Origin of the sequence: Streptomyces sp. NPDC088746, from assembly GCF_044751065.1 — a bacterium.
Lineage (GTDB): Bacteria > Actinomycetota > Actinomycetes > Streptomycetales > Streptomycetaceae > Streptomyces.
In genome coordinates this window covers 395786-418328 of record NZ_JBIVLA010000003.1, presented here as the reverse complement: position 1 = coordinate 418328, position 22543 = coordinate 395786, and the positions used below count along the sequence as shown (strand labels likewise).

The 22543-nt window shown below is 71.8% G+C and carries 21 protein-coding genes; 15 read left to right on the top strand and 6 right to left on the bottom strand.

The genetic code is table 11. The annotated features are described in order from the left end of the window. The first annotated feature begins 9 nt into the window (after positions 1-9). Genes ACIP63_RS16355 through ACIP63_RS16325 form a run of 7 tightly spaced genes read left to right on the top strand, consistent with a single transcriptional unit; the run spans position 10 to position 5967 of the window. On the top strand, positions 10-531 hold the full coding sequence (locus ACIP63_RS16355; protein ID WP_073749699.1) for a cupin domain-containing protein: 522 nt from the start codon (positions 10-12) through the stop codon (positions 529-531). Next, on the top strand, positions 524-1279 hold the full coding sequence (locus ACIP63_RS16350; protein ID WP_401516067.1) for an SDR family oxidoreductase: 756 nt from the start codon (positions 524-526) through the stop codon (positions 1277-1279). The genes ACIP63_RS16355 and ACIP63_RS16350 overlap by 8 nt, the downstream gene beginning before the upstream one ends. A gap of 19 nt (positions 1280-1298) precedes the next feature. After that, positions 1299-2087 carry an SDR family oxidoreductase gene (locus ACIP63_RS16345; RefSeq protein WP_401516064.1) on the top strand — a complete coding sequence of 263 codons (789 nt, stop codon included), beginning with the start codon at positions 1299-1301 and terminating at the stop codon, positions 2085-2087. 10 nt (positions 2088-2097) lie between these two features. Further along, positions 2098-3723: a thiamine pyrophosphate-binding protein gene (locus tag ACIP63_RS16340; RefSeq protein WP_401516061.1), complete on the top strand. Its 1626-nt coding sequence runs from the start codon at positions 2098-2100 to the stop codon at positions 3721-3723. 38 nt (positions 3724-3761) lie between these two features. Continuing rightward, positions 3762-4697: a PDR/VanB family oxidoreductase gene (locus ACIP63_RS16335; protein WP_401516058.1), complete on the top strand. Its 936-nt coding sequence runs from the start codon at positions 3762-3764 to the stop codon at positions 4695-4697. Positions 4698-4723: 26 nt separating this feature from the next. After that, entirely contained in the window at positions 4724-4948 is a 225-nt protein-coding gene (locus ACIP63_RS16330; RefSeq protein ID WP_401516056.1) for a recombinase-like helix-turn-helix domain-containing protein, read from the top strand. A 2-nt stretch (positions 4949-4950) separates the two neighbouring features. Beyond that, positions 4951-5967: a Rieske 2Fe-2S domain-containing protein gene (locus tag ACIP63_RS16325; protein WP_401516053.1), complete on the top strand. Its 1017-nt coding sequence runs from the start codon at positions 4951-4953 to the stop codon at positions 5965-5967. Positions 5968-5988: 21 nt separating this feature from the next. Here ACIP63_RS16325 and ACIP63_RS16320 read toward each other — a convergent pair whose 3' ends face one another. After that, on the bottom strand, positions 5989-6540 hold the full coding sequence (locus tag ACIP63_RS16320; protein WP_401516050.1) for a MarR family winged helix-turn-helix transcriptional regulator: 552 nt from the start codon (positions 6538-6540) through the stop codon (positions 5989-5991). Between the two features lie 42 nt (positions 6541-6582). Next, on the bottom strand, positions 6583-7530 hold the full coding sequence (locus ACIP63_RS16315) for a methionyl-tRNA formyltransferase (protein WP_401516047.1): 948 nt from the start codon (positions 7528-7530) through the stop codon (positions 6583-6585). Between the two features lie 244 nt (positions 7531-7774). On the opposite strand from ACIP63_RS16315, the gene ACIP63_RS16310 reads away from it, so the two are divergent. Further along, complete coding sequence (locus tag ACIP63_RS16310; protein ID WP_401516044.1) at positions 7775-9130, top strand: lysine N(6)-hydroxylase/L-ornithine N(5)-oxygenase family protein; 1356 nt, start codon at positions 7775-7777, stop codon at positions 9128-9130. 60 nt (positions 9131-9190) lie between these two features. On the opposite strand, the gene ACIP63_RS16305 is transcribed toward ACIP63_RS16310, so the two are convergent. Next, on the bottom strand, positions 9191-10840 hold the full coding sequence (locus ACIP63_RS16305; RefSeq protein WP_401516041.1) for an FAD-dependent oxidoreductase: 1650 nt from the start codon (positions 10838-10840) through the stop codon (positions 9191-9193). Positions 10841-10849: 9 nt separating this feature from the next. Continuing rightward, on the bottom strand, positions 10850-11764 hold the full coding sequence (locus ACIP63_RS16300) for a diiron oxygenase (RefSeq protein WP_401516038.1): 915 nt from the start codon (positions 11762-11764) through the stop codon (positions 10850-10852). Between the two features lie 465 nt (positions 11765-12229). Here ACIP63_RS16300 and ACIP63_RS16295 point away from each other — a divergent pair, with 465 nt between their 5' ends. Genes ACIP63_RS16295 through ACIP63_RS16285 form a run of 3 tightly spaced genes read left to right on the top strand, consistent with a single transcriptional unit; the run spans position 12230 to position 15422 of the window. Next, positions 12230-13570 carry an extracellular solute-binding protein gene (locus tag ACIP63_RS16295; RefSeq protein ID WP_401516035.1) on the top strand — a complete coding sequence of 447 codons (1341 nt, stop codon included), beginning with the start codon at positions 12230-12232 and terminating at the stop codon, positions 13568-13570. Continuing rightward, entirely contained in the window at positions 13567-14526 is a 960-nt protein-coding gene (locus tag ACIP63_RS16290; RefSeq protein ID WP_401516032.1) for a carbohydrate ABC transporter permease, read from the top strand. The genes ACIP63_RS16295 and ACIP63_RS16290 overlap by 4 nt, the downstream gene beginning before the upstream one ends. Continuing rightward, positions 14523-15422: a carbohydrate ABC transporter permease gene (locus ACIP63_RS16285; protein WP_401516029.1), complete on the top strand. Its 900-nt coding sequence runs from the start codon at positions 14523-14525 to the stop codon at positions 15420-15422. Before ACIP63_RS16290 ends, ACIP63_RS16285 begins: the two co-directional genes overlap by 4 nt. Before the next feature lie 54 nt (positions 15423-15476). Here ACIP63_RS16285 and ACIP63_RS16280 read toward each other — a convergent pair whose 3' ends face one another. Next, complete coding sequence (locus ACIP63_RS16280; RefSeq protein WP_401516026.1) at positions 15477-16364, bottom strand: UbiA family prenyltransferase; 888 nt, start codon at positions 16362-16364, stop codon at positions 15477-15479. Positions 16365-16483: 119 nt separating this feature from the next. Between ACIP63_RS16280 and ACIP63_RS16275 the strand changes: the two genes are divergently transcribed. The 4 genes from ACIP63_RS16275 to ACIP63_RS16260 all read left to right on the top strand — a co-directional run bounded on the left by ACIP63_RS16275 (position 16484) and on the right by ACIP63_RS16260 (position 21898). Further along, positions 16484-17542 carry a type III polyketide synthase gene (locus ACIP63_RS16275; RefSeq protein ID WP_401516023.1) on the top strand — a complete coding sequence of 353 codons (1059 nt, stop codon included), beginning with the start codon at positions 16484-16486 and terminating at the stop codon, positions 17540-17542. Between the two features lie 13 nt (positions 17543-17555). After that, the gene (locus tag ACIP63_RS16270; RefSeq protein ID WP_401516021.1) at positions 17556-18083 is read left to right on the top strand and encodes an isoprenylcysteine carboxyl methyltransferase family protein; all 528 of its coding nucleotides are present in this window, start codon (positions 17556-17558) and stop codon (positions 18081-18083) included. After that, on the top strand, positions 18080-19093 hold the full coding sequence (locus ACIP63_RS16265) for an NAD(P)/FAD-dependent oxidoreductase (RefSeq protein WP_401516018.1): 1014 nt from the start codon (positions 18080-18082) through the stop codon (positions 19091-19093). The genes ACIP63_RS16270 and ACIP63_RS16265 overlap by 4 nt, the downstream gene beginning before the upstream one ends. Positions 19094-19192: 99 nt before the next feature. After that, entirely contained in the window at positions 19193-21898 is a 2706-nt protein-coding gene (locus tag ACIP63_RS16260; protein ID WP_401516015.1) for a SpoIIE family protein phosphatase, read from the top strand. Positions 21899-21913: 15 nt separating this feature from the next. Here ACIP63_RS16260 and ACIP63_RS16255 read toward each other — a convergent pair whose 3' ends face one another. Next, on the bottom strand, positions 21914-22543 hold the full coding sequence (locus ACIP63_RS16255) for a class I SAM-dependent methyltransferase (RefSeq protein WP_401516012.1): 630 nt from the start codon (positions 22541-22543) through the stop codon (positions 21914-21916).

The following is a 22543-nucleotide window of genomic DNA, read 5'->3' as shown; positions in this document are numbered from 1 at the left end:
GCCACCACCATGCCCCTGACCACCGACGCGTACGACAACGGCGACGACCTCTCCGCGTACACCGACTCCCTCATCGCCACCAAGGCCTCCCGGGTCGCCGACTTCGACACCCTGTCCTTCCAGGAGAAGGCCGGCCCGCAGTTCCGCCGCGGCCAGATCCGCTACGTCGGCTCCGGCGCCACCGGCAACCACGAGAGCGACAGCCGGATCCTCCCCTCCGGCGGGTTCACCTTCTCCAACATGCTGCTGCCGCCCGGCGCCGAGGGCCCGGCCCACACCCACCACGACGTCGAGGAGGCGTTCTTCGTCCTGGAGGGCGAGGTCAAGGTCGGCATCCACCGCGGCGCCGACGAGGCCGAGTACCGCACCCTGGGCTACCGCGACATGATCGTCGTCCCCGCCGGAGTCACCCGTTCGCTCAAGAACGAGGGCGACACCGACGCCCTGTTCTGCGTCGTCATCGGCACGCAGAAGCCGCAGGTGCCGACCTACCCCGAGTACTCGCCGATGCACGGCGTCACTCGTGGCTGACCAGCCCCCGGCAGGCCGGCGCACCGTCGTCGTCACCGGAGCGGGCCGTGGCCTCGGACTGGCCATGGCCCGCCGGGCGGGCACCGACGGCTTCCGGGTCGTCCTCGCCGAACTGGAAAGGGAGCGGGGCGAGCGAGCCGCGGCGGAGCTGCGCGCCGAGGGGCTCGACGCCCACTTCGTACGCTGCGACGTCGCCGACCCCGCCTCCGTGGAGGCGCTCGCCGACGCCGTCCGCGAGCTCGGCCCGCTGTACGGCCTGGTCAACAACGCGGCGCTCGCCAACGGCGTGGGCGGAAGTGAGTTCCAGGACATCGACATCGAGGTGTGGGACCGGCTGATGGCGGTCAACGCCCGTAGCCCCTGGCTGGTGTCGAAGGCCCTCTACCCGCTCTTCACCGAGCCGGGCCGGATCGTCAACCTCGCCTCGGACGCCGCGCTGTACGGCTCCCCGCGGCTCGCCCACTACATCGCCTCCAAGGGCGCCGTCATCGCGCTGACCCGCGCCATGGCCCGCGAACTCGGAGACAGGGGGATCACCGTCAACGCGGTGGCCCCCGGCCTCACCGAGTGCGAGGCGACCGAGACCGTGCCGGCCGAACGGCACGACCTCTACCGCGTGAACCGGGCCATCTCCCGCCCGCAGCAGCCGGACGACCTCACCGGGATCGTCTCCTTCCTGCTCGGCGAGGAATCCCGCTATCTGACCGGACAGGTGATCGCCGTCAACGGCGGCTTCACCATGAACTGAACCGCAGGAGACACGAGTTATGGATCTGGGCCTCGCCGACCGCACCATCGTGGTCACCGGCGGCAGCTCGGGCGTCGGCCTGGCCACGGTCCGCGCCCTGCTCGACGAGGGCGCGCGCGTCGCCACCTGCGGCCGCGACGCCGGCCGGCTCGCCGAGGCGGCCGCCGGCCTCGGCGCCGCGAACGGCCGCCTGCTGACCGGCGTCTGCGACGTACGGGACGCCGACGCGGTGCGCGCCTTCGTCCGCCGTACCGCCGAGGAGTTCGGCGGCATCGACGGACTGGTCAACAACGCGGGACAGTCCCGCATGAAGGGGCTCGACGACTCCACCGCCGAGGACTGGCGTGACGAACTGGAGCTGAAGTTCGCCGGGGTGCTGAACCCCCTCCAGGCGGCGCGCCCCCATCTGGCCGCGTCCGGAGCGGCCAGCGTCGTCAACATCAACGCGGTCCTGGCCAAGCAGCCCGAGACCCGGCTGATCACGACGAGCGCCGCACGCGCCGGTATCCTCAACCTCTCCAAGTCCCTGTCCGTCGAACTCGCCGCCGACGGCATCCGGGTCAACTCCGTCTGCCTCGGACTCGTCGACACCGGCCAGTGGACCCGCCGCCACGCGGCCGCGGACTCCGGCCTGTCGTACGAGGAATGGCAGACGGAACTGGCCGAGGACCGGGGCATCGCACTGGGCCGCCTCGGCCGGGCCGATGAGGTCGCGTACGCGGTCGTCGCCCTGCTCTCACCCCGCGCCTCCTACATCACCGGCACCGCCATCGACGTCTGCGGCGGCGTCGGCCGCTCCATCCTCTGAGGAGACCACCATGCGTCACGACAACGGAGGCGATCTCCTCGTCACCGTCCTGCGCGAACTCGGCATCGACACCGTCTTCGGCATCGTCAGCGTCCACAACCTGCCGCTCGTCGAAGCCGTCGACCGCGAGCTGCGCTTCGTGCCCGTGCGGCACGAGGCATCAGCCGTCAACGCCGCCGACGCCTACGGCCGCGCCCGGGGCTCCCTCGGCTGCGCCCTGACCTCCACCGGCACCGGCGCGGGCAACGCCGCCGGATCGCTGATCGAGGCGCTCAGCGCGGGCAGCTCGGTGCTGCACGTCACCGGTCAGGTGGAGAGCGAGTTCCTGGGGAGCGGGCGGGGATTCATCCACGAGACCAAGGACCAGCTCGGCATGCTCCGAGCCGTCTCCGCGTACGCCGCGAGCGTGCCGGACGCCGCACAGGCGGGCCGGATCCTGCGCGAGGCCGCCCGCTCGGCCCTGACCGCGCCCGGCGGCCCCGCCAGCGTGGAATGGCCGATCGACCTCCAGTACGCCGCGCAGACCGACGAACCCGCCGAGCACGCCGAGAGCGCCCCCGCGACCCCCACGAAGGGCGAACTCGCCGCCGCGGGAGCCCTCCTGGCCTCCGCCCGCCGCCCGCTCGTCTGGGCCGGCGGCGGCGCGAACACCGCCCGCGGCGAGCTGGCCCGGCTGCTGGAGGCGACCGGAGCCGGACTGATCACCTCGAACTCCGGCCGAGGCAGCGTCCCCGAGGACCACCCGCAGGTCATCGGGAACTTCGCCACCACACCGGCGGTGCGCGCCCTCATCGAGGACGCGGACGTCCTCCTGACCATCGGCACGCACTTCCGGTCGAACGAGACCGCGGACTACACCCTGGAACTCCCCGGGGCCCACATCCAGATCGACGTCGACGCGGCCGCCCTCGGCAGGGTCCACCCGGTCACCCACGCGCTGCACGGTGAAGCGGCGGGCGCCCTGACGGCCCTGCTGCCGCACGCCGTGACAGCCGAGCCCGGCTGGACGGACCGCGTCGGAGCCGTACGCACCGAGGTACGCGCGATCCTGCACGACAACATCGGACCGCAGGCAGCGATCTGCGACGCCATCCGCGCCGCGCTTCCCCGCGAGGCCGTCGTCGCCCGCGACGTCACCATCCCCTCCAGCAGCTGGGGCAACCGGCTCCTGGAGATGTACGACCCCAAGGACAACGTCTTCCCGCGCGGCGGAGGCATCGGCCAGGGACTGGGCATGGGCATCGGCGCGGCGCTCGCGCGGCCCGGCACGCCCACCGTCGTGATCGCGGGCGACGGCGGACTCGCCGTCCACCTCGGCGAACTGCTCACCCTGGCTCAGGAACGGCCCCGTCTGACCCTGATCGTCTTCAACGACGGCGGCTACGGAGTGCTGCGCAACATGCAGGACCACCACAGCGAGCGCCGCTCGGGAGTCGACCTCACCACCCCCGACTTCGAGCTCCTGGCCCGCGCCTGCGGCCTGCCGTACGCCCGCATCTCCACCCAGGAGCACGCGGGCCCGGTGCTCGACGAAGCCATCGCCTCGGACGGCCCCACGCTCGTCGAGGTCGACCTCGACGCCCTCGGCCCGATGAAGAACCCGTTCACCCCGCCCGTCAGGATCCCGGGCCAGTAGCCCGGCCGACCGAACCGCCGGCAAGGAGGCAACAGACCATGAGCGAGGATTCGCTGCGGCTGACCGTCCGTCGTATGACCTGGGAGGCCGAGGGCGTCCTGTCCGTCGAACTGACCCACCCCGACGGCAAACCCCTGCCCGCCTGGACCCCCGGCGCGCACCTCGACGTCCACGCCGGCGGCCAGGTCCGCCAGTACAGCCTGTGCGGCGACCCGCACACCCCGGACGTCTACCGCATCGGCGTACTCAACGAGCCCGCGTCGCGAGGCGGTTCACGCTTCGTGCACACCCAGCTGCGGCCGGGCCAGGAGATCACGGTCTCCGAGCCTCGTAACCACTTCGTGCTGGAGGACGTTGACTCCTACGTGTTCGTCGCCGGCGGGATCGGCATCACCCCACTGCTGGCGATGGCCCGGGAGGCCGCCCGCAGGGGAGCCCGGTGGCGCATGGTGTACGGCGGCAGGAGCAGGGCCTCCATGGCGTTCACCGGCGAGCTCGACGCGCTGGGCGGTGACGTCACGCTCGTCCCGCAGGACGAACACGGCCACATCGACCTGGACTCCGCGCTCGCCGGACTGCCGGAGGGCACCCTGGTGTACTCCTGCGGCCCCGAGCCCCTGCTCGCGGCCGTCGAACAGCGCTGCCCCGCGGACCGGCTGCGCCTGGAGCGGTTCGCCGCGCCGACGGTGGAACGCACCGGCGACGACGAGGCGTTCGAGGTCGAGTGCCGCACCTCCGGGACGACGCTCACCGTCGGTGCCGGGACCTCCGTCCTGGAGGCCGCCGAGAGCGCCGGACTCACCGTGAACAACTCGTGCCGCGACGGCATCTGCGGTTCCTGCGAGACCCGGGTCCTCGAAGGCATCCCGGACCACCGCGACTTCCTGCTCAGCGAGGCCGAACGGGCCGCGAACACCACGATGATGATCTGCGTCTCGCGGTGCGCCTCCGGCCGGCTCGTCCTCGACCTCTGACACCCCCCGCACTCTCAGGAGACACCGTGACCGACACCTGGCCCTACCTGGACGTCCACCAGTCCCGTACGCACGAGCCGGCCCCGTACGAGTACAAACTCGCCGCCACCCTCGAAGAGGTCTACACCCGCGAGGGACACGAGCTCGCCGACGTCGTGCGCGGGCTCAACGCCCGCCAGGTCCACGCCCCCGACGGCAGCCCGTGGACCGAGGAATCCTTCCGTGCCGAGATGAACCGACTGGGAGCCTGACCATGACGCTGTCGTCCTCCGCCACCGCGGACCACATCTACGCCACCGGTCTGCGCAACCAGTGGCACCCGGTCGTCCCCTCGCACTTCGTGGCCCCCGGCGCGATGCGCAAGGTGACCGCGCTCGGCGAGCAGTGGCTGCTGTTCCGGCGCTCCGACGGCGCCCTGTCGATGCTCGCCGACCGCTGCCCGCACCGTGGTGCCCCGCTCTCGCTCGGCAAGCACCTCGGTGACCGGGTCGCCTGCTGGTACCACGGCGTCGAGGTCGAGTCCGACGGCACCGTCTCCTCCGTGCCCGGGCTGCCGGGGTGCAGCCTGGAGGGCAAGAAGCTGGTGACCTCGCTGCCGGTGCGCGAGGTCGCGGGCGCGATCCTCGCCTACTTCGGGGACGAGGAGCACCCCGAGCCCGTCGAGCTGACCCTGCCGGAGCCGCTGACCGACCCCGGCGTGGACGCGTTCCTCTGCTACGCGGAATGGGACGCGCCCTGGCGGTACGCCGTGGAGAACCTGCTCGACCCCATGCACGGCGCGTTCCTGCACCACGACTCGCACACCATGTTCGACGGTGGCACGACGGCCAAGTTCCGCATCCGGGAGACCGGGCGCGGCTACTTCTTCGAGAAGACCGACCAGCGCGGCGTCAACTTCGACTGGGTGGAGCTCTGCCGCACCGGGGTGGACTGGGTGGACCTCTCGATCCCGTACCCGCCGTCGGCCGGTCCCGGCGGTCCCTTCGGCATCGTCGGCATGGTCTGCCCGGTGGACGAGCGGCGCAGCGGCGTCTTCTTCTGGCGCTACCGCCGGGTCGAGGACTGGCAGCGCGCCTCCTGGCGCTTCCTCTACCGGACGCTGATCGAGCAGCGCCACTGGGACGTCCTGGAACAGGACCGCGTCATGCTGGAGGCCATGCCGACGGACGCCGACCAGCAGGAGAACCTCTACCAGCACGACCTGGGCGTGGTGCGGCTGCGCCGCCTCTACCGCGCGGCGGCCGAGGCGCAGTCGACGGCCGGAGCCTGAGGGGCGCATCGCGCGGGGCCATCACCGGGGGACAGCCTCCCCCGGTTCCCGCGGCCCGGGGACGGTGTCCATGGGGCCGTCGGCCGCCCGGTCCCGTTCCAGGTGCGCGTGGACGCGGCGCAGCAGGGAGGCGAACAGCTCGCGTTCGCCAGGGCTCAGCGGGGCGAGCAGGTCCGCCTCGGTGGCGGACACCTCCGCGTCGAGCCGTGCCAGAGCGCACCGGCCCGCCGCTGTCAGGGCCACCTCGATCCGGCGGCGGTCCGAGGGATCGCGGGCGCACACGACGTATCCGGCCGCGTCCAGGTCCGTGACGGTCCTGGTCAGATCGCTCTGGTTCATGTCCAGTCGCGAGGCCAGATCGCCCTTGGACAGCGGGCCGGTCTCGTCCAGCATGGCCAGGATCGTCAGGTGCCACAGCCGCAGCCCGTGAGCCGTCAGCGTGCCGGTGAGCCTGCGGCGTGCGGCCTTGCCCGTCGCGTACATGAGATAGGCGTTGAGGCTCAGCACGCCCGCCGGCGTCACGCCCGCGGTCCGGGGCCCGGGTGCCGTCCCCGGCACGCTCGGCTGGTGCATGGTTCTTCCTAACGTGGCGACGGCCGGCAGGAGGCCGGGAGGTCAGGGCCGGCCGGTGAGGTAGCCGCCCATCGAGGTGAAGTACTCAGTCGCGGGCAGCTCCTGGCCGTCATCCGTACGCACCCGGGTGACGGCCAGACCGCGGTTGCGGCCGGTCCGGGCGTCCGCCCCTGCGACGATCACCACTCCGTCGCCCTCGCGGTAGAAGATCCTTCCGGGGGTGCCGCCGTAGCGCCCCTCGGACACGACCGCCGTCACGATCTCCAGACGCCTGCCCCGGTGATGGGTGAACGCGCTGGGGTACGGGGCGGACTGCGCGCGCACGAGACGCTCGAGGTCCTCGGCCGGCCAGTTCCAGTCGATGCGGATGTCCTCCTCGGCGCGCTTGTGGAAGAAGCTCGCCAGGGACCGGTCCTGCCGGGTGAATTCCGTGTGTCCGGAGGCGATGAGGTCGAGCGCCTCAGTGGTGACGGGGGCGATGAGGTCGACGGTCCTGTGGAACAGGTCCGTCGCCGTGTCGGCGGGTCCGACCTCCACCGCGCGCTGCACCACGATGTCCCCGGCGTCGAGCTCGGCGTCCATCATGTGCGCGGTCACGCCCACCTCGCGCTCACCGTTGATCAGCGCCCAGATCAGGGGCGAGAAGCCCGCGTACTTCGGGAGCAGCGAATCGTGCACGTTGAGTGTGCCGTGCCGGGGGAGCCCGTAGATGTGCGGCGGAATCCACGTACGCCAGTTGTTGGCCACGATGATGTCCGGTTCCGCCTCCTTGAGACGGGCGAACAGCTCCTCGTCGTCGGGCCGGTTGCGGATCAGGACGGGCACGCCGTTCTCCTCGGCGAGGTCGGCGACCGAGTCGCTCCAGATCTTCTCGTACGCGTGCTCGCTCCTGGGGTGTGTCACCACCAGCACCACGTCATGTGCGGAGTCCAGGAGAGCTCGCAGGGTCCGGTGCCCCCAGGTCTGATAGCCGAACATGACGACCCGCACAGGTTCCTCCTCGGAACGACGATGAAGCTTAGTAAAGCAAGCCTAACCTAAGCATGCAATGCCTGTCGCTTCAGGGTGAGTTGACTGCGGCTTACCCGGTATCCGTCCGGATTGCCCTGTCGACAGCATGCAATGATGAGGTTAGCTTTACCTAAGTTTCGCCCCGGCTGCCGCTCAGCCGGTGTGCTCTGTTCCGCTTTCCCCACGTCCGCCAAAGCGGCTGCCCCCGCACGATGGGAGTGACATGTCACAGGCTTCACCCGACGACGCACCACCGGTCCACGACCTCATAGGAATCGGCTTCGGACCGTCCAATGTGGCCATGGCGATAGCGCTCACGGAGCGCAACGAACGCGTCGGCAGGCAGCAGGCCGTCACCGCTCACTTCTTCGAGAAGCAGCCGCGGTTCGGCTGGCACCGCGGGATGCTGATCGACGACGCCACGATGCAGGTGTCCTTCCTCAAGGACCTGGTGACGCTGCGGAACCCGTCGAGCGAGTTCAGCTTCCTCTGCTACCTGCAGAGCCAGGGGCGGCTGGTCGACTTCGTGAACGGCAAGAGCCTCTTCCCGCTGCGGGTCGAGTTCCACGCCTACTTCGAATGGGCCGCCGCGAAGGTGGACGACATGGTGTCCTACGGGCACGAGGTCATCGACGTCAGGCCGGTCGTGCTCGGCGGTGTCGTGGAGTACGTGGACGTGACCTCCCGTTCGGGGTCCGAGACAGTGGTCCACCGGGCGCGGAACCTCGTGATCGGCACGGGCCTGCGGCCGCAGATGCCCGAAGGGATCGAGCGTACGGACCGGATCTGGCACACCTCCGACCTGCTGGCCAGGGTGGAGGGCCTGGACGGGGCCGAGCCGCCGTCCCGCTTCGTCGTCGTCGGAGCGGGTCAGAGCGCGGCCGAGAACGTGGCCTATCTGCACCGCCGCTTCCCGGAGGCCGAGGTCTGCGCGGTCTTCTCGCGCTACGGCTACAGCCCCGCCGACGACAGCGGTTTCGCCAACCGGATCTTCGACCCGGACGCGGTCGACGAGTACTTCACCGCCCCGGACGAGACCAAACGCAGACTGATGGGTTATCACGGCAACACCAACTACGCCGTGGTGGACATCGACCTCATCGACGACCTCTACCGCACGGCGTACCAGGAGAAGGTCCTCGGTACCGAGCGGCTGCGCTTCCTCAACGTCTCCCGGGTCGTCGACGCCGTCGAGACACCCGACGCGGTCCGCACCACGGTCGAATCGCTGGTCACCGGGGAACGGACGACGCTGGACGCCGATGTGGTCGTCTACGCCACCGGTTACCGGCCCGCCGACGCGCTCGGCCTGCTCGGCGACATCGCGGAGCACTGCCTGCTCGACGACCAGGGGCGGGTCCGTGTCGAGCGCGACTACCGCGTGGCGACCGATCCCGGCCTGCGGTGCGGCGTCTATCTGCAGGGCGGTACGGAGCACACCCACGGCATCACGTCGTCCCTGCTGTCGAACACCGCGATCAGGGTCGGCGAGATCCTCGACTCGGTCGTGGAACGCGGGCGGAGGGACGCGCCCGGCCGGCCTCACGACACGGTGGGAGGCGTGGGCGCTCCGCTCTGATGCGGGCCGACCCCACCTCCGTCCGGCCCGTCGGTGAACCCGACGGGCCGGGACGGGTGTTCAGCCCGGGATGCGCCGCCGGCCGCCCCGCGCCGCCGCCACCAGCTCGGGCAGCGTCGCCAGCTTGACCCGGGGGCGGCCGTCGCGGCGGCCCAGGGCGAGCTCGGCACGCTCGATCTCCGCCAGGCCGCGGGCGTCCACGATCCGCCGGTTACGGCGGCGTACGAGGCGCCGGAACGCCTTCGCCCCCTGCTCGGGCGCGGGCAGCGAGCCGGCGACGGCATCGTCGAGCAGCGTGCCCACGGTCTCGGCGGCGCAGGTCCGGTTGGCCCCGATGCCGCCCGAGGGGCCGCGCTTGATCCATCCCACGACGTACGTTCCCGGCCGGCCCGTCACCCGGCCGCCCTCGTGCGGAACGGTCCCCGTCGCCTCGTCGAACGGCAGCCCGGCGACCGGCAGTCCACGCTGGCCGACAGCCCGCAGCAGCAGCCCGGCCGGTATCTCCCGGCCGGCGTCGCCGCCGCTCACCCGCACCGCGCGGACACCGCCGTCACCGAGCGCCTCCACCGGCGCGGAGTGGAAGCGGAACACGATACGGCGCCCCGCCGGCGGCGGGCGCGACCAGTCCACCTCCTCGCGGGCGACATCCGCCAGCAGCGCGGCCCTGTCACCGGGCTCCGCCGTCTCGATCGCGGCACCGGTCCTCGGGTCGTGGCCGTCGACCACCAGCTCCACACCGGGCAGGTGCTTGAGCGCGAGCAGCTCGGACCTGGTGTACGCCGCGTCCTCGGGCCCCCGCCGCCCGAGCAGCACCACCTCGCGCACCGAGCCCGCGCGCAGGGCCTCCAGCGCGTGTCCGGCGATGTCCCCGGCCGCCAGGGCACCGGGGTCCGAGACCAGGATCCGCGCCGCGTCGAGGGCCACGTTCCCGTTGCCGACCACGACGACCCGCTCCGCGGACAGGTCCACGGCGTCCGGGGCGACCTCGGGATGGGCGTTGTACCAGGAGACGAACGTCGTCGCGCAGATGCTGCCGGGCAGGTCCTCACCGGGTATCCCGAGCCGGCGGCCGGCCGACGCGCCTACCGCGTAGATCACCGCGTCGTGGTGTGCGGCGAGTTCCTCCGGGGTGATGTCCTTGCCCACCTCGAGGCCGAGGCACATGCGCACCCTCGGATGCGTGTGGAACCTGGCGAACGTGTCTCCGGCCTTCTTCGTGGACAGGTGGTCGGGCGCCACACCGTAGCGGATGAGCCCGCCCGCGACCGGCAGCCGGTCGATCAGCGTCACCTCGGCGCCCGTGTGCAGCAGCAGGTCCTCGGCGGCGTACATCCCGGCCGGCCCCGTGCCCACGACCGCGACCCGGAGCGGCCCGAAGTCCGACGGCAGACTGCGGTCGAAAGACGGCTCTCCCCACACGTGGAAGTTCGGCCCCCCGGGAGCCGGCGCGGGCTCCCGGTCAGCGAAGTACGCCGCGTTGAGCGGGCCGTACTCCTGCTGCGAGGAGGGGAGGCTGTCCACCGGGAAGACGGCATCCACCGGGCAGGCGTCGGCGCAGGCACCGCAGTCGATGCAGGACTTCGGGTCGATGTACAGCATCTCCGTCCGGCCGAAGTCCGGTTCCTCCGGGGTCGGGTGGATGCAGTTCACGGGACACACCGAGATACAGGTGGCGTCGCCGCAACACGTCTGGGTGATGGCGTAGGTCATCTCGTCCGCTCAGATCAGATGGGCACGCTTGTAGAACGCCAGGGCGGGCTTGGTGAGCAGCCGGGCCGAGGCCAGGAACTCCATGAGGCCCGAACAGCTCGAGCGCATCATCGACTTGTGGTGCTCGTTGGCCTTCGCCTCCTCGACGGCACGTTTCCCGTCGAGTCCTGCGTTGGCGTACACGTCCTTGTTCACCATGCTGGTGACGATCACGTACGACGCGATCGCGATGACGAGGGCGTTGATCCGCCGTCGCACCGGGCCCGCACCGCTGAGGTGCCTGCGGGTCTCCGCGCGGGCGAACTTCATGTGCCGGGATTCCTCGACGACATGGATGTTGTTGATGGTGCGGACGAAGGGCACGACCCGCTCGTCCCGCATCCAGTCGCGCTGCATGACGTCGAGGACCTCCTCGGCGACGAGGATCGCCGCGTACGCGGCCTCGCCGAACGCGAGCGTCTTGAACGCCCGCCCGAGCTCCACCGCGAGCCGGTGCGGCCGGTAGGGCGGGGCGCCCAGCTTCTGCGCGCCGCGGGCGAACATGATCGAGTGCCGGCACTCCTCGGCTATCTCGGTCAGTGCCCACTGGACGTCCGCGCTGGTGGGGTCCTTCGCGTAGACGTCGCGCAGGACCATCTGCTGGAGGATCATCTCGAACCAGATGCCGGTGCTGGCCACCGAGGCGGCTTCCTGGCGCGTCAGTTCCTTGCGCTGGTCCTCGGTCAGCTCGGCCCAGTACGCGGTGCCGTACAGGGTGCTCCACTCAGGGCTCGCACCGTGGAAGTCCTTGTCCAGCGGTGTGTCCCAGTCGACCTCCGTGGCGGGGTCGTACGCCAGCGTGGCCGCCGAATCGAGCAGGCGGCGGGTGAGATGGTCCTCGGGCGGCCGGTCCTCGGCATCCGGCCGGACAGTGCTGCTTGCCATGGTGCGGCTCCTCGGTTCGTCAGTGATGTTCCTTGGTGCTGTCACATGTGCGATGCCGGTGACGGCCCGTCATATGCCGGACCGCCGACGGGAGACGGCGGCAGCCGTGAGCGAGGGACCGGTGCCGGTCCCGGCCGGACGGCCTTCCGTCCTCCTTGTTAGACGGAAGGTATAGCAAGGCGGCCGGGTGGGCCTACCCCCCAGTAAGAAATGTGTGCGCATCCCCGCGACATCTCCTCGCGCGCGCCCGTGCGCACGCCTTCCCGTTCCGTCGGCGCCATGCCTGGGAGAGGTCCGGCTGTTCGCGATGTCGAACATCGTTCGCAATTTCAGCGCGAGTCATTGACGCGACGTTTTCCCGGGCCTACGGTCCCGTCCGAAGTGGCGGTCACGCGTCGAAATATCGAACGTACGCCTCCCCTTCACGCGTCCCCGCACCTCAGAGACGAGCCGAGACGAGCCGCCATGCAACCACCCCTCCTCAGCCGGCGCCGAGCCCTCGCGGGCGGTGCCGGCGCCCTGGCCGCCGCCGGAGCCCTGGGCTCCCTGTCCGGCTGCGCCGCACCGGCGACCGCCGCGGGCCCGGGACAGACCCTGCTGCGGTACTGGCACCTGTTCGGCGGCGGTGACGGCGTCAACATGCAGGCCATGCTGGACGACTTCCGGTCCGGGCACCCGGAGATCGCCCTGGAGGCCTCGACCCTGCAGTGGGGCGCCCCGTACTACACCAAGCTCGGCATGGCCGGCGCGGGGGGACGGGCCCCCGAGCTCGCCGCCCTGCACCTCGCCCGGCTCGCGGGCTTCGCCCCCGGCAGGCTCCTCGACCCGTTCGACCTCGACCTGCTGGCCGAACGCGGCATACGGGAGGAGGACTTCCCGCCGGACATCTGGCGCCGGGGCCAGGTGGACGGCAAGCAGTACGCCGTCCCGCTCGACACCCACCCCTTCGTCCTCTACTACCAGACCGAGATCTGCGAGAAGGCCGGACTCATGTCGGGCGGCCGGCTCAAGCCGATCACCGGTGCCGACGACTTCGCCGACGCACTGCGCGCCGCGAAGAAGGCGACCGGGCAGCCGGGCCTGGTGACCGAGACGCTCGGGCCCGACTGCATCACGCCCTGGCGTCTCTTCTCCAGCTTCTACGCGCAGACCGGCGGCACGGTGCTCTCCGCGGACGGCAAGCGCCTCGCGCTCGACGACGCCAAGGCGCTGCGGGTGCTGGAGTACCTGGCCCGGCTCGTCGAGGAAGGGCTGATGGTGCGCCGCGTCGACTACGCCGGATCCATCGGCGTCTTCAACGGCGGGAAGACCGCCTTCCACCTCAACGGCGAATGGGAGATCACCACCTTCAAGACCACCGGGCTCCCGTTCTCCATGACCCGCATACCCGCGCTCTTCGGGACCGCGGCCACGCAGGCCGACTGCCACGCCTTCGTCCTGCCGCACCAGGCGGACCGCGGGGGAGCCCCGAACGAGGCGGCCCACACGCTCGTCGCCTGGATGCTGAAGCACTCCGTGGCCTGGGCCGAGGGCGGGCACGTGCCCGCCTATCTGCCGGTGCTCGACGATCCGGCCTATCTCGCCCTGAAGCCGCAGTCCGAGTACCGCACCGTGATCGACGACGTGGCGCTGGACGAACCCGCGTGGTTCGCCGGTTCCGCCTCCCGGCTGTGGATCGAGCTCGGAGCCGTGTTCTCCGGGGTCCTCACCGGCTCCAGGAGCCCGCGCAACGCCCTGACCGAGGCCAAGGCCCGGCTGCGGACACTCCTCGACACCCGCAACCCCCTCCCGGGAGCCGCGTCATGACCTCCACCACCGCGGCGCCGGCACCCGTCGCGAAGCCCGCCGAGGGTGCGGCCGGGCGCCCGGCCCGCGCCGTGCACAGGAAGTGGACCGAACACGGCCTGGTGTTCATCGCGCCCTTCCTCCTCGTGTACGCCGGCTTCCTGATCTGGCCGCTCATGTCCGGCCTGCACATGAGCCTCACCAGCGAGAACATCACCGGCACCGGAGGTGAGTTCGTCGGCCTCGACAACTACGCCGAAGCCGTGCGCGACCCCGAGGTGTGGTCCTCGCTGTGGAACACCGTCTGGTTCACGGTCCTGTCCACCGTCCCCCTGGTCCTCGTCGGCCTCGTGCTCGCCCTGCTCGCCCACCAGCTGCGGGTGGTGCAGTGGCTGTGGCGGCTCAGCTGGTTCGCTCCGTTCCTGCTGCCGTCCGGGGTCGTCTGCCTGCTCTTCCTGAACATGATCCTGCCGTCCGACTTCGGCCTCGCCGACCAGATGCTCGCCGCCGTCGGGCTGACGCCTGAGATCGGATGGCTGACCGACGAGCGGTACGCCATGCTCAGCATCGTGGCGACCACCGTCTGGTGGACCGTCGGCTTCAACTTCCTGCTCTACCTCGCCGCACTCCAGGCCATCCCGGCACATCTCTACGAGGCCGCCGAACTGGACGGCGCGGGCGCCGGGAAGCGTCTCCTGCACATCACCCTGCCGATGCTCAGCCGCACCACCGGGCTCGTCGTGGTCCTCCAGGTACTGGCCTCGCTGAAGATCTTCGACCAGGTCTACATCATGACCGGCGGCGGCCCCGACGACTCCACCCGGCCGATCCTCCAGTACGTCTACCAGCAGGGCTTCACGGGCTACCGCATCGGCTACGCCTCCGCCGTCTCGTACATCTTCTTCGCCCTGATCCTGACCGTCTCCCTGGTGCAGCCGCTGCTGTCCCGGCGCCGAGCTGAGGAGGCCGCGAAGTGAGCGGTTCCACCACCGTCACCACCCGCCCCACCCCCCGCCGGGAGCGGTCCGCCGACGCCGGGGGCCGCCGCCCGCGCTGGACGCCCGGCAGGATCGTCCTCCTCGTCATCGCCCTGCTCCTGACCGCGGCCTGGCTCCTGCCGCTCGCCTGGGCCGTCGCCACCTCCCTGAAGCCGGAGGGCGACACGACGAAGACACCGCTCTCCTGGATCGGCTCGCGCGTCACCTTCGACGCGTACAGCAAGGTCTGGGAGTCCGGCGACCTGATGGTCTGGCTCATGAACTCGGCGTACATCTCCGTCATGACCACGCTGCTGACCGTCGTGACGTGCGCGATGGCCGCCTACGGGTTCACCCGCACCGACTTCCGCGGCCGGCGGCTGCTCTACGGGCTCGTGCTCGCCGGCATCATGGTGCCCCCGCAGGTGCTCATCGCGCCCCTGTTCCGCGAGATGGTCCAGCTCGGCCTCGTCGACACGTACTGGGGTGTGATCCTGCCCCAGGTCGCCGTGCCCGCCATGGTGTTCATCCTGGTGAAGTTCTTCGAGGGCGTGCCCCGGGAACTGGAGGAGGCCGCCTTCTGCGACGGGGCCGGCCGCTGGCGGGTGTTCTGGACGATCGTCATCCCGCTGTCCCGGCCCGTGCTGGCGGCCGTGGCGATCTTCACCTTCATCTCGACCTGGAACAACTTCCTCTGGCCGTTCCTCGTGACCACCGACCCGGGCGGCATGACCCTGCCCGTCGGCCTCGTCAACGTCCAGTCGTCCTTCGGGGTCCGGTACGCCCAGATCATGGCCTCGCTCGTGATCGCCGGGATGCCGCTCCTCATCGTCTTCGCCTTCTTCCAGCGGCAGATCGTGCGCGGTATCGCGCACACCGGTCTCGCCGGCCAGTAACGGCCACGCCGGAGCTGACGGCCCGTACGGACGGCACCACGTCCGTACGGGCCGTCAGGCGATCTCCGTGCCCCGCGCGAGCAGCAGCGCCACATCCGCCGCGGCCACCGCCACCGTCCCCCCGAGCGCCGCCTTGCGCCACGCCCTGACCGGCCGTCGACCCGCGTACACCGTCGTCGCCGCCACGGCGCAGAGAGCCACACCGGAGAGCACGGCGACACCCCACCCGCCCGGCATCCCCGCGGGGCCCAGGACCAGCACCGCGGTGGCCGCCACCAGCGGGAGGGGCAGCAGGAACCGCGTGCGGACCGGGCCCAGCCGCTGGGGCAGACCGCGGATCCCGGCCCGCAGGTCCTCCTCGATGTCCGGCAGCACGTCGCCCAGATGGGCCGCGACGCCGAGGAGCGCACCCGCCGTCACCGCCCACCACGCGGGCCAGGGGCTCCCCGGGAGGCTCAGGGTGACCAGACACGGGAGGGCGCCGAAGCCGATCGCGTACGGCAGCCAGGACATCACCGTCCCCTTGAGCCTCAGGTTGTACGCCCACGCCGCGACGACCCCGGTCAGATGCGCCGCCCCCGCCGCTCCACCGCACGCGAGCGACAGCACCGCGCACAGGAACAGCGCGGTGAACGCCGCGCCCCACACGGCACTTCGGCTCACCTCGCCCCGGGCCACCGGCTTGCCCGGCCGCGCGGCCTCGGCGTCGCGCAGAGCGTCGAACGCGTCGTTGCACCACCCCACCGAGAGCTGCCCGGTCAGCACGGCGGCGGCGACCAGCACCCGGCGGCCGCTCCCCGGACCCGAGCTCACGGCCAGCGCGGTGACGAGCGCGGTCACCGCCACCACCGGCCCCGGATGGCAGGACAGTGCGAGCCCCGGCCACGGGCCGGACAGGCGGAGGGAGGGCGCGTGCGCCGGGGGCCGGTCCGTGGTGTCCACGGGGCGATCGTAAGGACACCGAGGCGTACGAACACGGCAGCCGCGCGCCACATGTGCTCCGATTTGTCCCGTTCTGTGGGCAGGATGTGCGGCATGACCTTTCCGAAGCGGTGGCCAGGGTGACCCGGATCGCGGCCGTGCACGGAGTCCTGCCGCCGCACCGCCACACCCAGGGCGACGTCACCGACATGGTGGCGCGCACCTGTCTGCCCGCGGGCACCGACCGCCGGGTGCTCGACCGGATCCACGCCAACGCGGGCGTGCGCACCCGGAACACTGTGCTGCCCCTGGAGCGCTACGGCGAACTGGACGGCTTCGGGGCCGCGAACGACGTGTTCATCGGAGCGGCCGTCGACCTCGGAGCCGAAGCCGTCCGAGGCGCGCTGCGCAAGGCCGGACTGCGCCCCGCCGACGTGGACCTGCTTCTGTTCACCTCGGTCACGGGGATCGCCGCCCCCTCCGTCGACGCACGGCTCGTCGGGCGTCTCGGTCTCCGCCCCGACGTGAAGCGTCTCCCCGTCTTCGGCCTGGGCTGCGTCGCCGGAGCCGCCGGGGTGGCGCGGCTGCACGACTACCTGCACGGCCGGCCCGGCCAGGTGGCCGTGCTGCTCTCCGTCGAGCTCTGCTCCCTGACCTTCCAGCGGGACGACGCGAGCCCCGCCAACCTGGTGGCCACCGCGCTGTTCGGCGACGGCGCCGCGGCGGCGGTCCTCGTCGGCGACGGCCACAGGACGCCGGTGGACGGCCCCGTGGTGGTGGACACCCGCAGCCGCCTGTACCCGGACACCGGGCACGTCATGGGGTGGGACATCCGCGGCTCCGGCTTCAGGGTGGTCCTCGACCCGGCCGTCCCCGACGTCGTACGCCGATATCTGGCCGATGACGTCAGCGGCTTCCTGGAGGAGCACGGGCTGAAACCGAAGGACGTCGCCCGCTGGGTCTGCCATCCCGGCGGCCCCAAGGTCCTGGACGCCGTCGCCGACGTCCTGTCCCTGCCCGAGGGCGCCCTGGACGTCACCTGGCGCTCGCTGGCCGAGGTCGGCAACCTGTCGTCGTCCTCGGTCCTGCACGTCCTGCGGGACACGATGGACCGGCGGAGACCCGAGCCCGGAACGCCCGGTCTGCTGATGGCCATGGGCCCCGGCTTCTGCTGCGAACTGGTGCTGCTGCGCTGGTAGTCCGGAGGAACACATGATCTGGTACACGGCCCTCGTGCTGGCCGTCGCCGCCGAACGCCTGGCCGAGCTCGCGGTGGCGCTGCGCAACGCCCGCTGGAGCCTGGCCCGGGGCGGCACCGAAGCCGGGCGTGGACACTACCCGGCGATGGTGGCCCTGCACACCGGGCTCCTCGCCGCCTGTCTCGCCGAGACATGGCTGGCCGGCCGCCCGTTCGTGCCCTGGTCCGGCTGGGCCATGGTCGCGGTGGTGGTCCTGGCGCAGGGACTGCGCTGGTGGTGCGTCCGCACGCTGGGGCGCCGCTGGAACACCCGGGTGATCGTCGTCCCCGGCCTGCCCCTGGTGACGGGCGGGCCCTACCGGTGGCTGCGCCATCCGAACTACGTGGCGGTCGCCGCCGAGGGGGCCGCCCTGCCGCTGGTGCACGGCGCCTGGGTGACCGCCGTCCTGTTCACCGTGGGCAACGCGGCGCTCATGACCGTACGCATCCGCTGCGAGGACGGCGCGCTGGCCCGCCTCGTCGGAGCGGACGCACGCGCGTGATCGACATCCTGGTGGCGGGCGGCGGACCGGCCGGCCTCGCGGCGGCGATCCGGGCCGCCGCGGCAGGACTGGAGGCCGTCGTCGTCGAACCCCGCCCCATGCCCGTGGACAAGGCCTGCGGCGAGGGAATCATGCCCAGCGGAGTGGCGGCCCTGCGCGCCCTGGGGGTCACTCCGGCCGGCAGCGAACTCCGGGGGATCCGGTACGTCGAGGGCCCCCGACAGGCCGAGGCGGCCTTCCGGGGCAGCCCCGGACTCGGCGTCCGGCGCACGGAGCTCCACGCCGCCCTGCACCGGCGCGCCCAGGATCTCGGGGTACGCGTGATCGCCGGCCGGGCGGCGGAGGTGCACCAGGGGCCCGACAGCGTCACGGCGGCGGGGCTGACCGCCCGCTGGCTGATCGCCGCCGACGGGCTGCACTCACCGCTGCGCCGTGCGCTCGGCCTGGAACGCCCCTGCGCCGCACCCCGCAGATACGGGCTGCGGCGGCACTACCGGACCGCCCCCTGGACGGACCTCGTGGAAGTCCACTGGTCGCGGCTCGGTGAGGCGTATGTGACACCGGTGGGGGAGGGGCTCGTGGGCGTCGCCGTGCTCAGCCGCCACCGGGGCTCCCACGAGCAGCACCTCTCCGCCTTCCCCGCCCTGGCCCGCAGGCTCCGCGGCCTGGAGGCGGGCCCCGTGCGCGGCGCCGGCCCGCTGCGCCGGAGCGCGAGCGCGCCGAGGGCCGGCCGGGTCCTGCTGGCGGGCGACGCGGCGGGTTACGTCGACGCGCTCACCGGCGAGGGCATCGCCCTGGCCGCGGCGACCGCCTCGGCGGCCGTCGACTGCCTCGCCGCGGGCCGCCCCGAGGCCTACCCCGCGCAGTGGGCGCGGCTGACGCGACGGCACCGCCTGCTCACCGGAGCGCTGCTGGGTGCCGCGGGACACCCCTGGACCGCCGGGCTGATCGTGCCCGCCGCCCACCGGATGCCCGGGCTCTTCGCCGCCGCGGTGCACGCCCTGCAGTAGCCACCACTTCGACCGGGTGCCGCCCCGCCCCGGTTCGGGCACGCGTCCGCCCGTACGGCGGGGCGGCGAGGAAGCGGGAAGCCGTGTAGAAAGGGGGACATGGCCGGACGCTACGGCCGCCCGCGTTCGTTTCTCCGGATGAGAAGCCTCGCTGGTCAGGTCTTTCTCCTGCAGGTGGCGATCGTGGTGCTGCTCGTCGCTGCATCCGTGGCCGCGCTGGTGCTGCAGTCGCGGGCCGACAGCGAACGGGAAGCCCGTAATCGCTCGGTCGCCGTGGCCGAGACCTTCGCGAACGCCCCCGGCCTGGACGCGGCTCTGCGGAGCCCCGATCCCACCGCCGTACTCCAGCCCAAGGCCGAGGCGGCGCGCAAGGGCTCCGGGGTCGACTTCATCGTCGTCATGAACCTCGATTCCGTCCGCTACACGCATCCGCTGCCCGACAGGATCGGCAAGAAGTTCGTCGGCACGGTGGGGCCCGCCCTGGAGGGCCGTGTCGTCACCGAGAAGGTCGACGGAACCATCGGACCGCTCGTCCAGGCCGTCGTGCCGGTGAAGGGTGCGGACAACCGGGTCCTGGGCCTGGTGTCCGCGGGCATCACCATCAAGAGCGTCAGCGGGGCCGCCGACAACCAGTTCCCCCTCCTGTTCGGTTCGGCCGCGGGAATCCTGCTGCTCACCATGGGAGGCACCGCACTCGTCACCAGACGCCTGAAACGCCAGACCCACGGGCTCGGCCCGACCGAGATGACCCAGATGTACGAGCACCACGACGCCGTTCTGCACGCCGTGCGGGAGGGCGTGCTCATCGTCGGCGGCGACGGGAGGCTGCTGCTGGCCAACGACGAGGCGCGAAGGCTCCTGCACCTCCCCCCGGACATCGAGGGCACGCCCGTCGCGGAGCTCGGACTCGACCCGGTCACCACCGGACTGCTGACCTCGGGGCGCAGCGCGACCGACGAGGTGTACTCCGTGGGCGACCGCGTCCTGGCCATCAGCCAGCGGGCCACGGACAGGCACGGCGGGCCGCCCGGGATCGTGACGACCCTGCGTGACACCACGGAGCTGCAGGCGCTCACGGGCAGCGCCGCCATGGCGCGCGGCAGGCTGAAGCTCCTCTACGACGCGGGCACGGAGATCGGCACCGCGCTGGATGTCGTACGGACGTGCGAGGAGCTGACGGAGTTCGCCACGGCTCGCTTCGCCGACTACGCCACCGTCGATCTGGCCGAGGGAGTGCTGCGGGGCGAGGAACCCACGGCCGCCCGGGCCACCACCGACGGCATGCGCCGCTCGGCCTTCAGCGGCCCCCGCGACGACACGGGGCTCCACCCGCTCGGCTCGGTGATCCGTTTCGTCGAGACCACGGACCTCGGGGCCGGCCTGCTCAGGGGCGAAGCCGTCCTCGACACCGACCTGGCACGGCGCGCCGGCTGGCAGCAGCAGAACCCGGAACGCGCCGAGCGCATCGTGGAGAGCGGATTCCACTCGATGATGGCCGTCCCGATGCGGGCCAGGGGTGTGCTTCTCGGCGCTGCCCTTTTCTGGCGGGCCCAGACACCAGAGCCGTTCGAGGACGAGGACCTGTCCGTCGCGGAGGAGCTCGTCGCCCGCGCCGCGGTGAGCATAGACAACGCGCGCCGCTACTCCCGTGAGCACAACGTGGCGGTCACCCTGCAGCGCAGCCTGCTGCCGCAGGGGCTCCCCGACCAGAGCGCCATCGACGCCGCCTACCGGTACCTCCCCGCGCAGGCGGGGCTCGGCGGGCTGGGCGGTGTCGGCGGCGACTGGTTCGACATCATCCCGCTGCCCGGCGCCCGGGTCGCCCTCGTGGTGGGGGACGTGGTCGGGCACGGGCTCCACGCGGCCGCCACCATGGGGCGCCTGCGCACGGCGGTCCACAACTTCTCCACCCTGGACCTGCCGCCCGACGAGCTGCTGTGGCACCTGGACGAGCTCGTCGCCCGCATCGACCAGGACGAGTCGGCCGAGGGCTCGGAGGGAGGCGGCGGCGTCACCGGGGCCACCTGCCTCTACGCGATCTACGACCCGACGTCCGGACGCTGCACCATGGCCCGCGCGGGCCACCTCCAGCCGGTGATCGTCAGCCCCGAGGGCGAGGCCGTGTTCGCGGACGTCCCGGGCGGCCCGCCCCTGGGGCTCGGCGGCATGCCCTTCGAGACCCTCGACCTGGAGCTTCCGGAGAACAGCCGTCTGGTGCTCTACACGGACGGGCTCGTCGAGGAGCGGCACCGCGACATCGACGAGGGCCTGGAGACGCTGCGCGAGACCCTGGCCGGGCACCCCGACCGGACACCCGAGGAGACCTGCCAGGCCGTGCTCCGCGTCCTGGTGCCCGCCAAGGCCCGTGACGACATCGCGCTGCTCGTCGGACGCACCCGCTGTCTCGCCCCCGAGAACGTGGCCGAGTGGGACGTGCCGTCCGATCCCTCCGCGGTCGCGCGGGTGCGCTCCGAGGTGTCCCGCAAGCTGAACGAGTGGAACCTGGTCGAGGAGGCATTCACGTCCGAGCTGATCCTCAGCGAACTGGTCACCAATTCCATCCGCTACGCCAACGGCCCGATTCGCGTACGGCTGATCCGGGACCGGACGCTGATCTGCGAGGTGTCCGACCGCAGCAGCACCTCACCCCATCTGCGCCAGGCGGCCAGCATGGACGAGGGAGGGAGGGGCCTGTTCCTCGTCGCCCAGCTGGCCGAACGCTGGGGCACCCGCTACACCGACGACGGCGGCAAGGTCATCTGGACGGAACAACTGTTGCAGCCGGAGATCAACGGCCCGGGGTGACACGATCCCGGCGGGTCACCGGCGGCAGTCCAGGAACAGATGGGGCTCCGGCACTGCCCTAGGGCGGTCCGGGGTGAAAACCGTTCCGGTCTCGTGCACGACGGTCAGCCCGGCATCGGTCGCGAGCGCCCTGAGCGCCTCGGGCCCGAAGCTGGTCACCCGCACCTCCTGGCCCATGAACACGGTGCTCACGCCCTCCACGTCGAGCGGCACGGTCGCCAGGACCAGATGACCGCCCGGCCTGAGCGCTTCCGCCAGACGGCGCACGAGCGCACGCTGCTCGTCGCGCGACATCTGCAGGAGCGAGAAATAGACGCAGACGGCGTCGAAACTCTCCCTCTCCAGGGGGACCTCCCGGATGTCCGCCCGGCGGAACGTCGCCCCGGGAACCCTGCGGGACGCCAGGTCCACCATGACGGGCGAGACATCGACACCCAGCACCTCGTGCCCGGCGGCGGCCAGGGCGTGGGCGGTCGGCCGGCCCGTCCCGCTGCCGACGTCCAGGATCCTGCTGTGCGGCGCCAGCCGCTCCAGCAGCCGGTCCAGCGAGTCGTGGTGCGCGGCCGAGCCGGCGAAGGCCGTCTCGTAGTCGGCCCCGATGGCGTCGAACGTCCCGGCCGCCGCGTGCTGGTGGTCCTCGGTCAT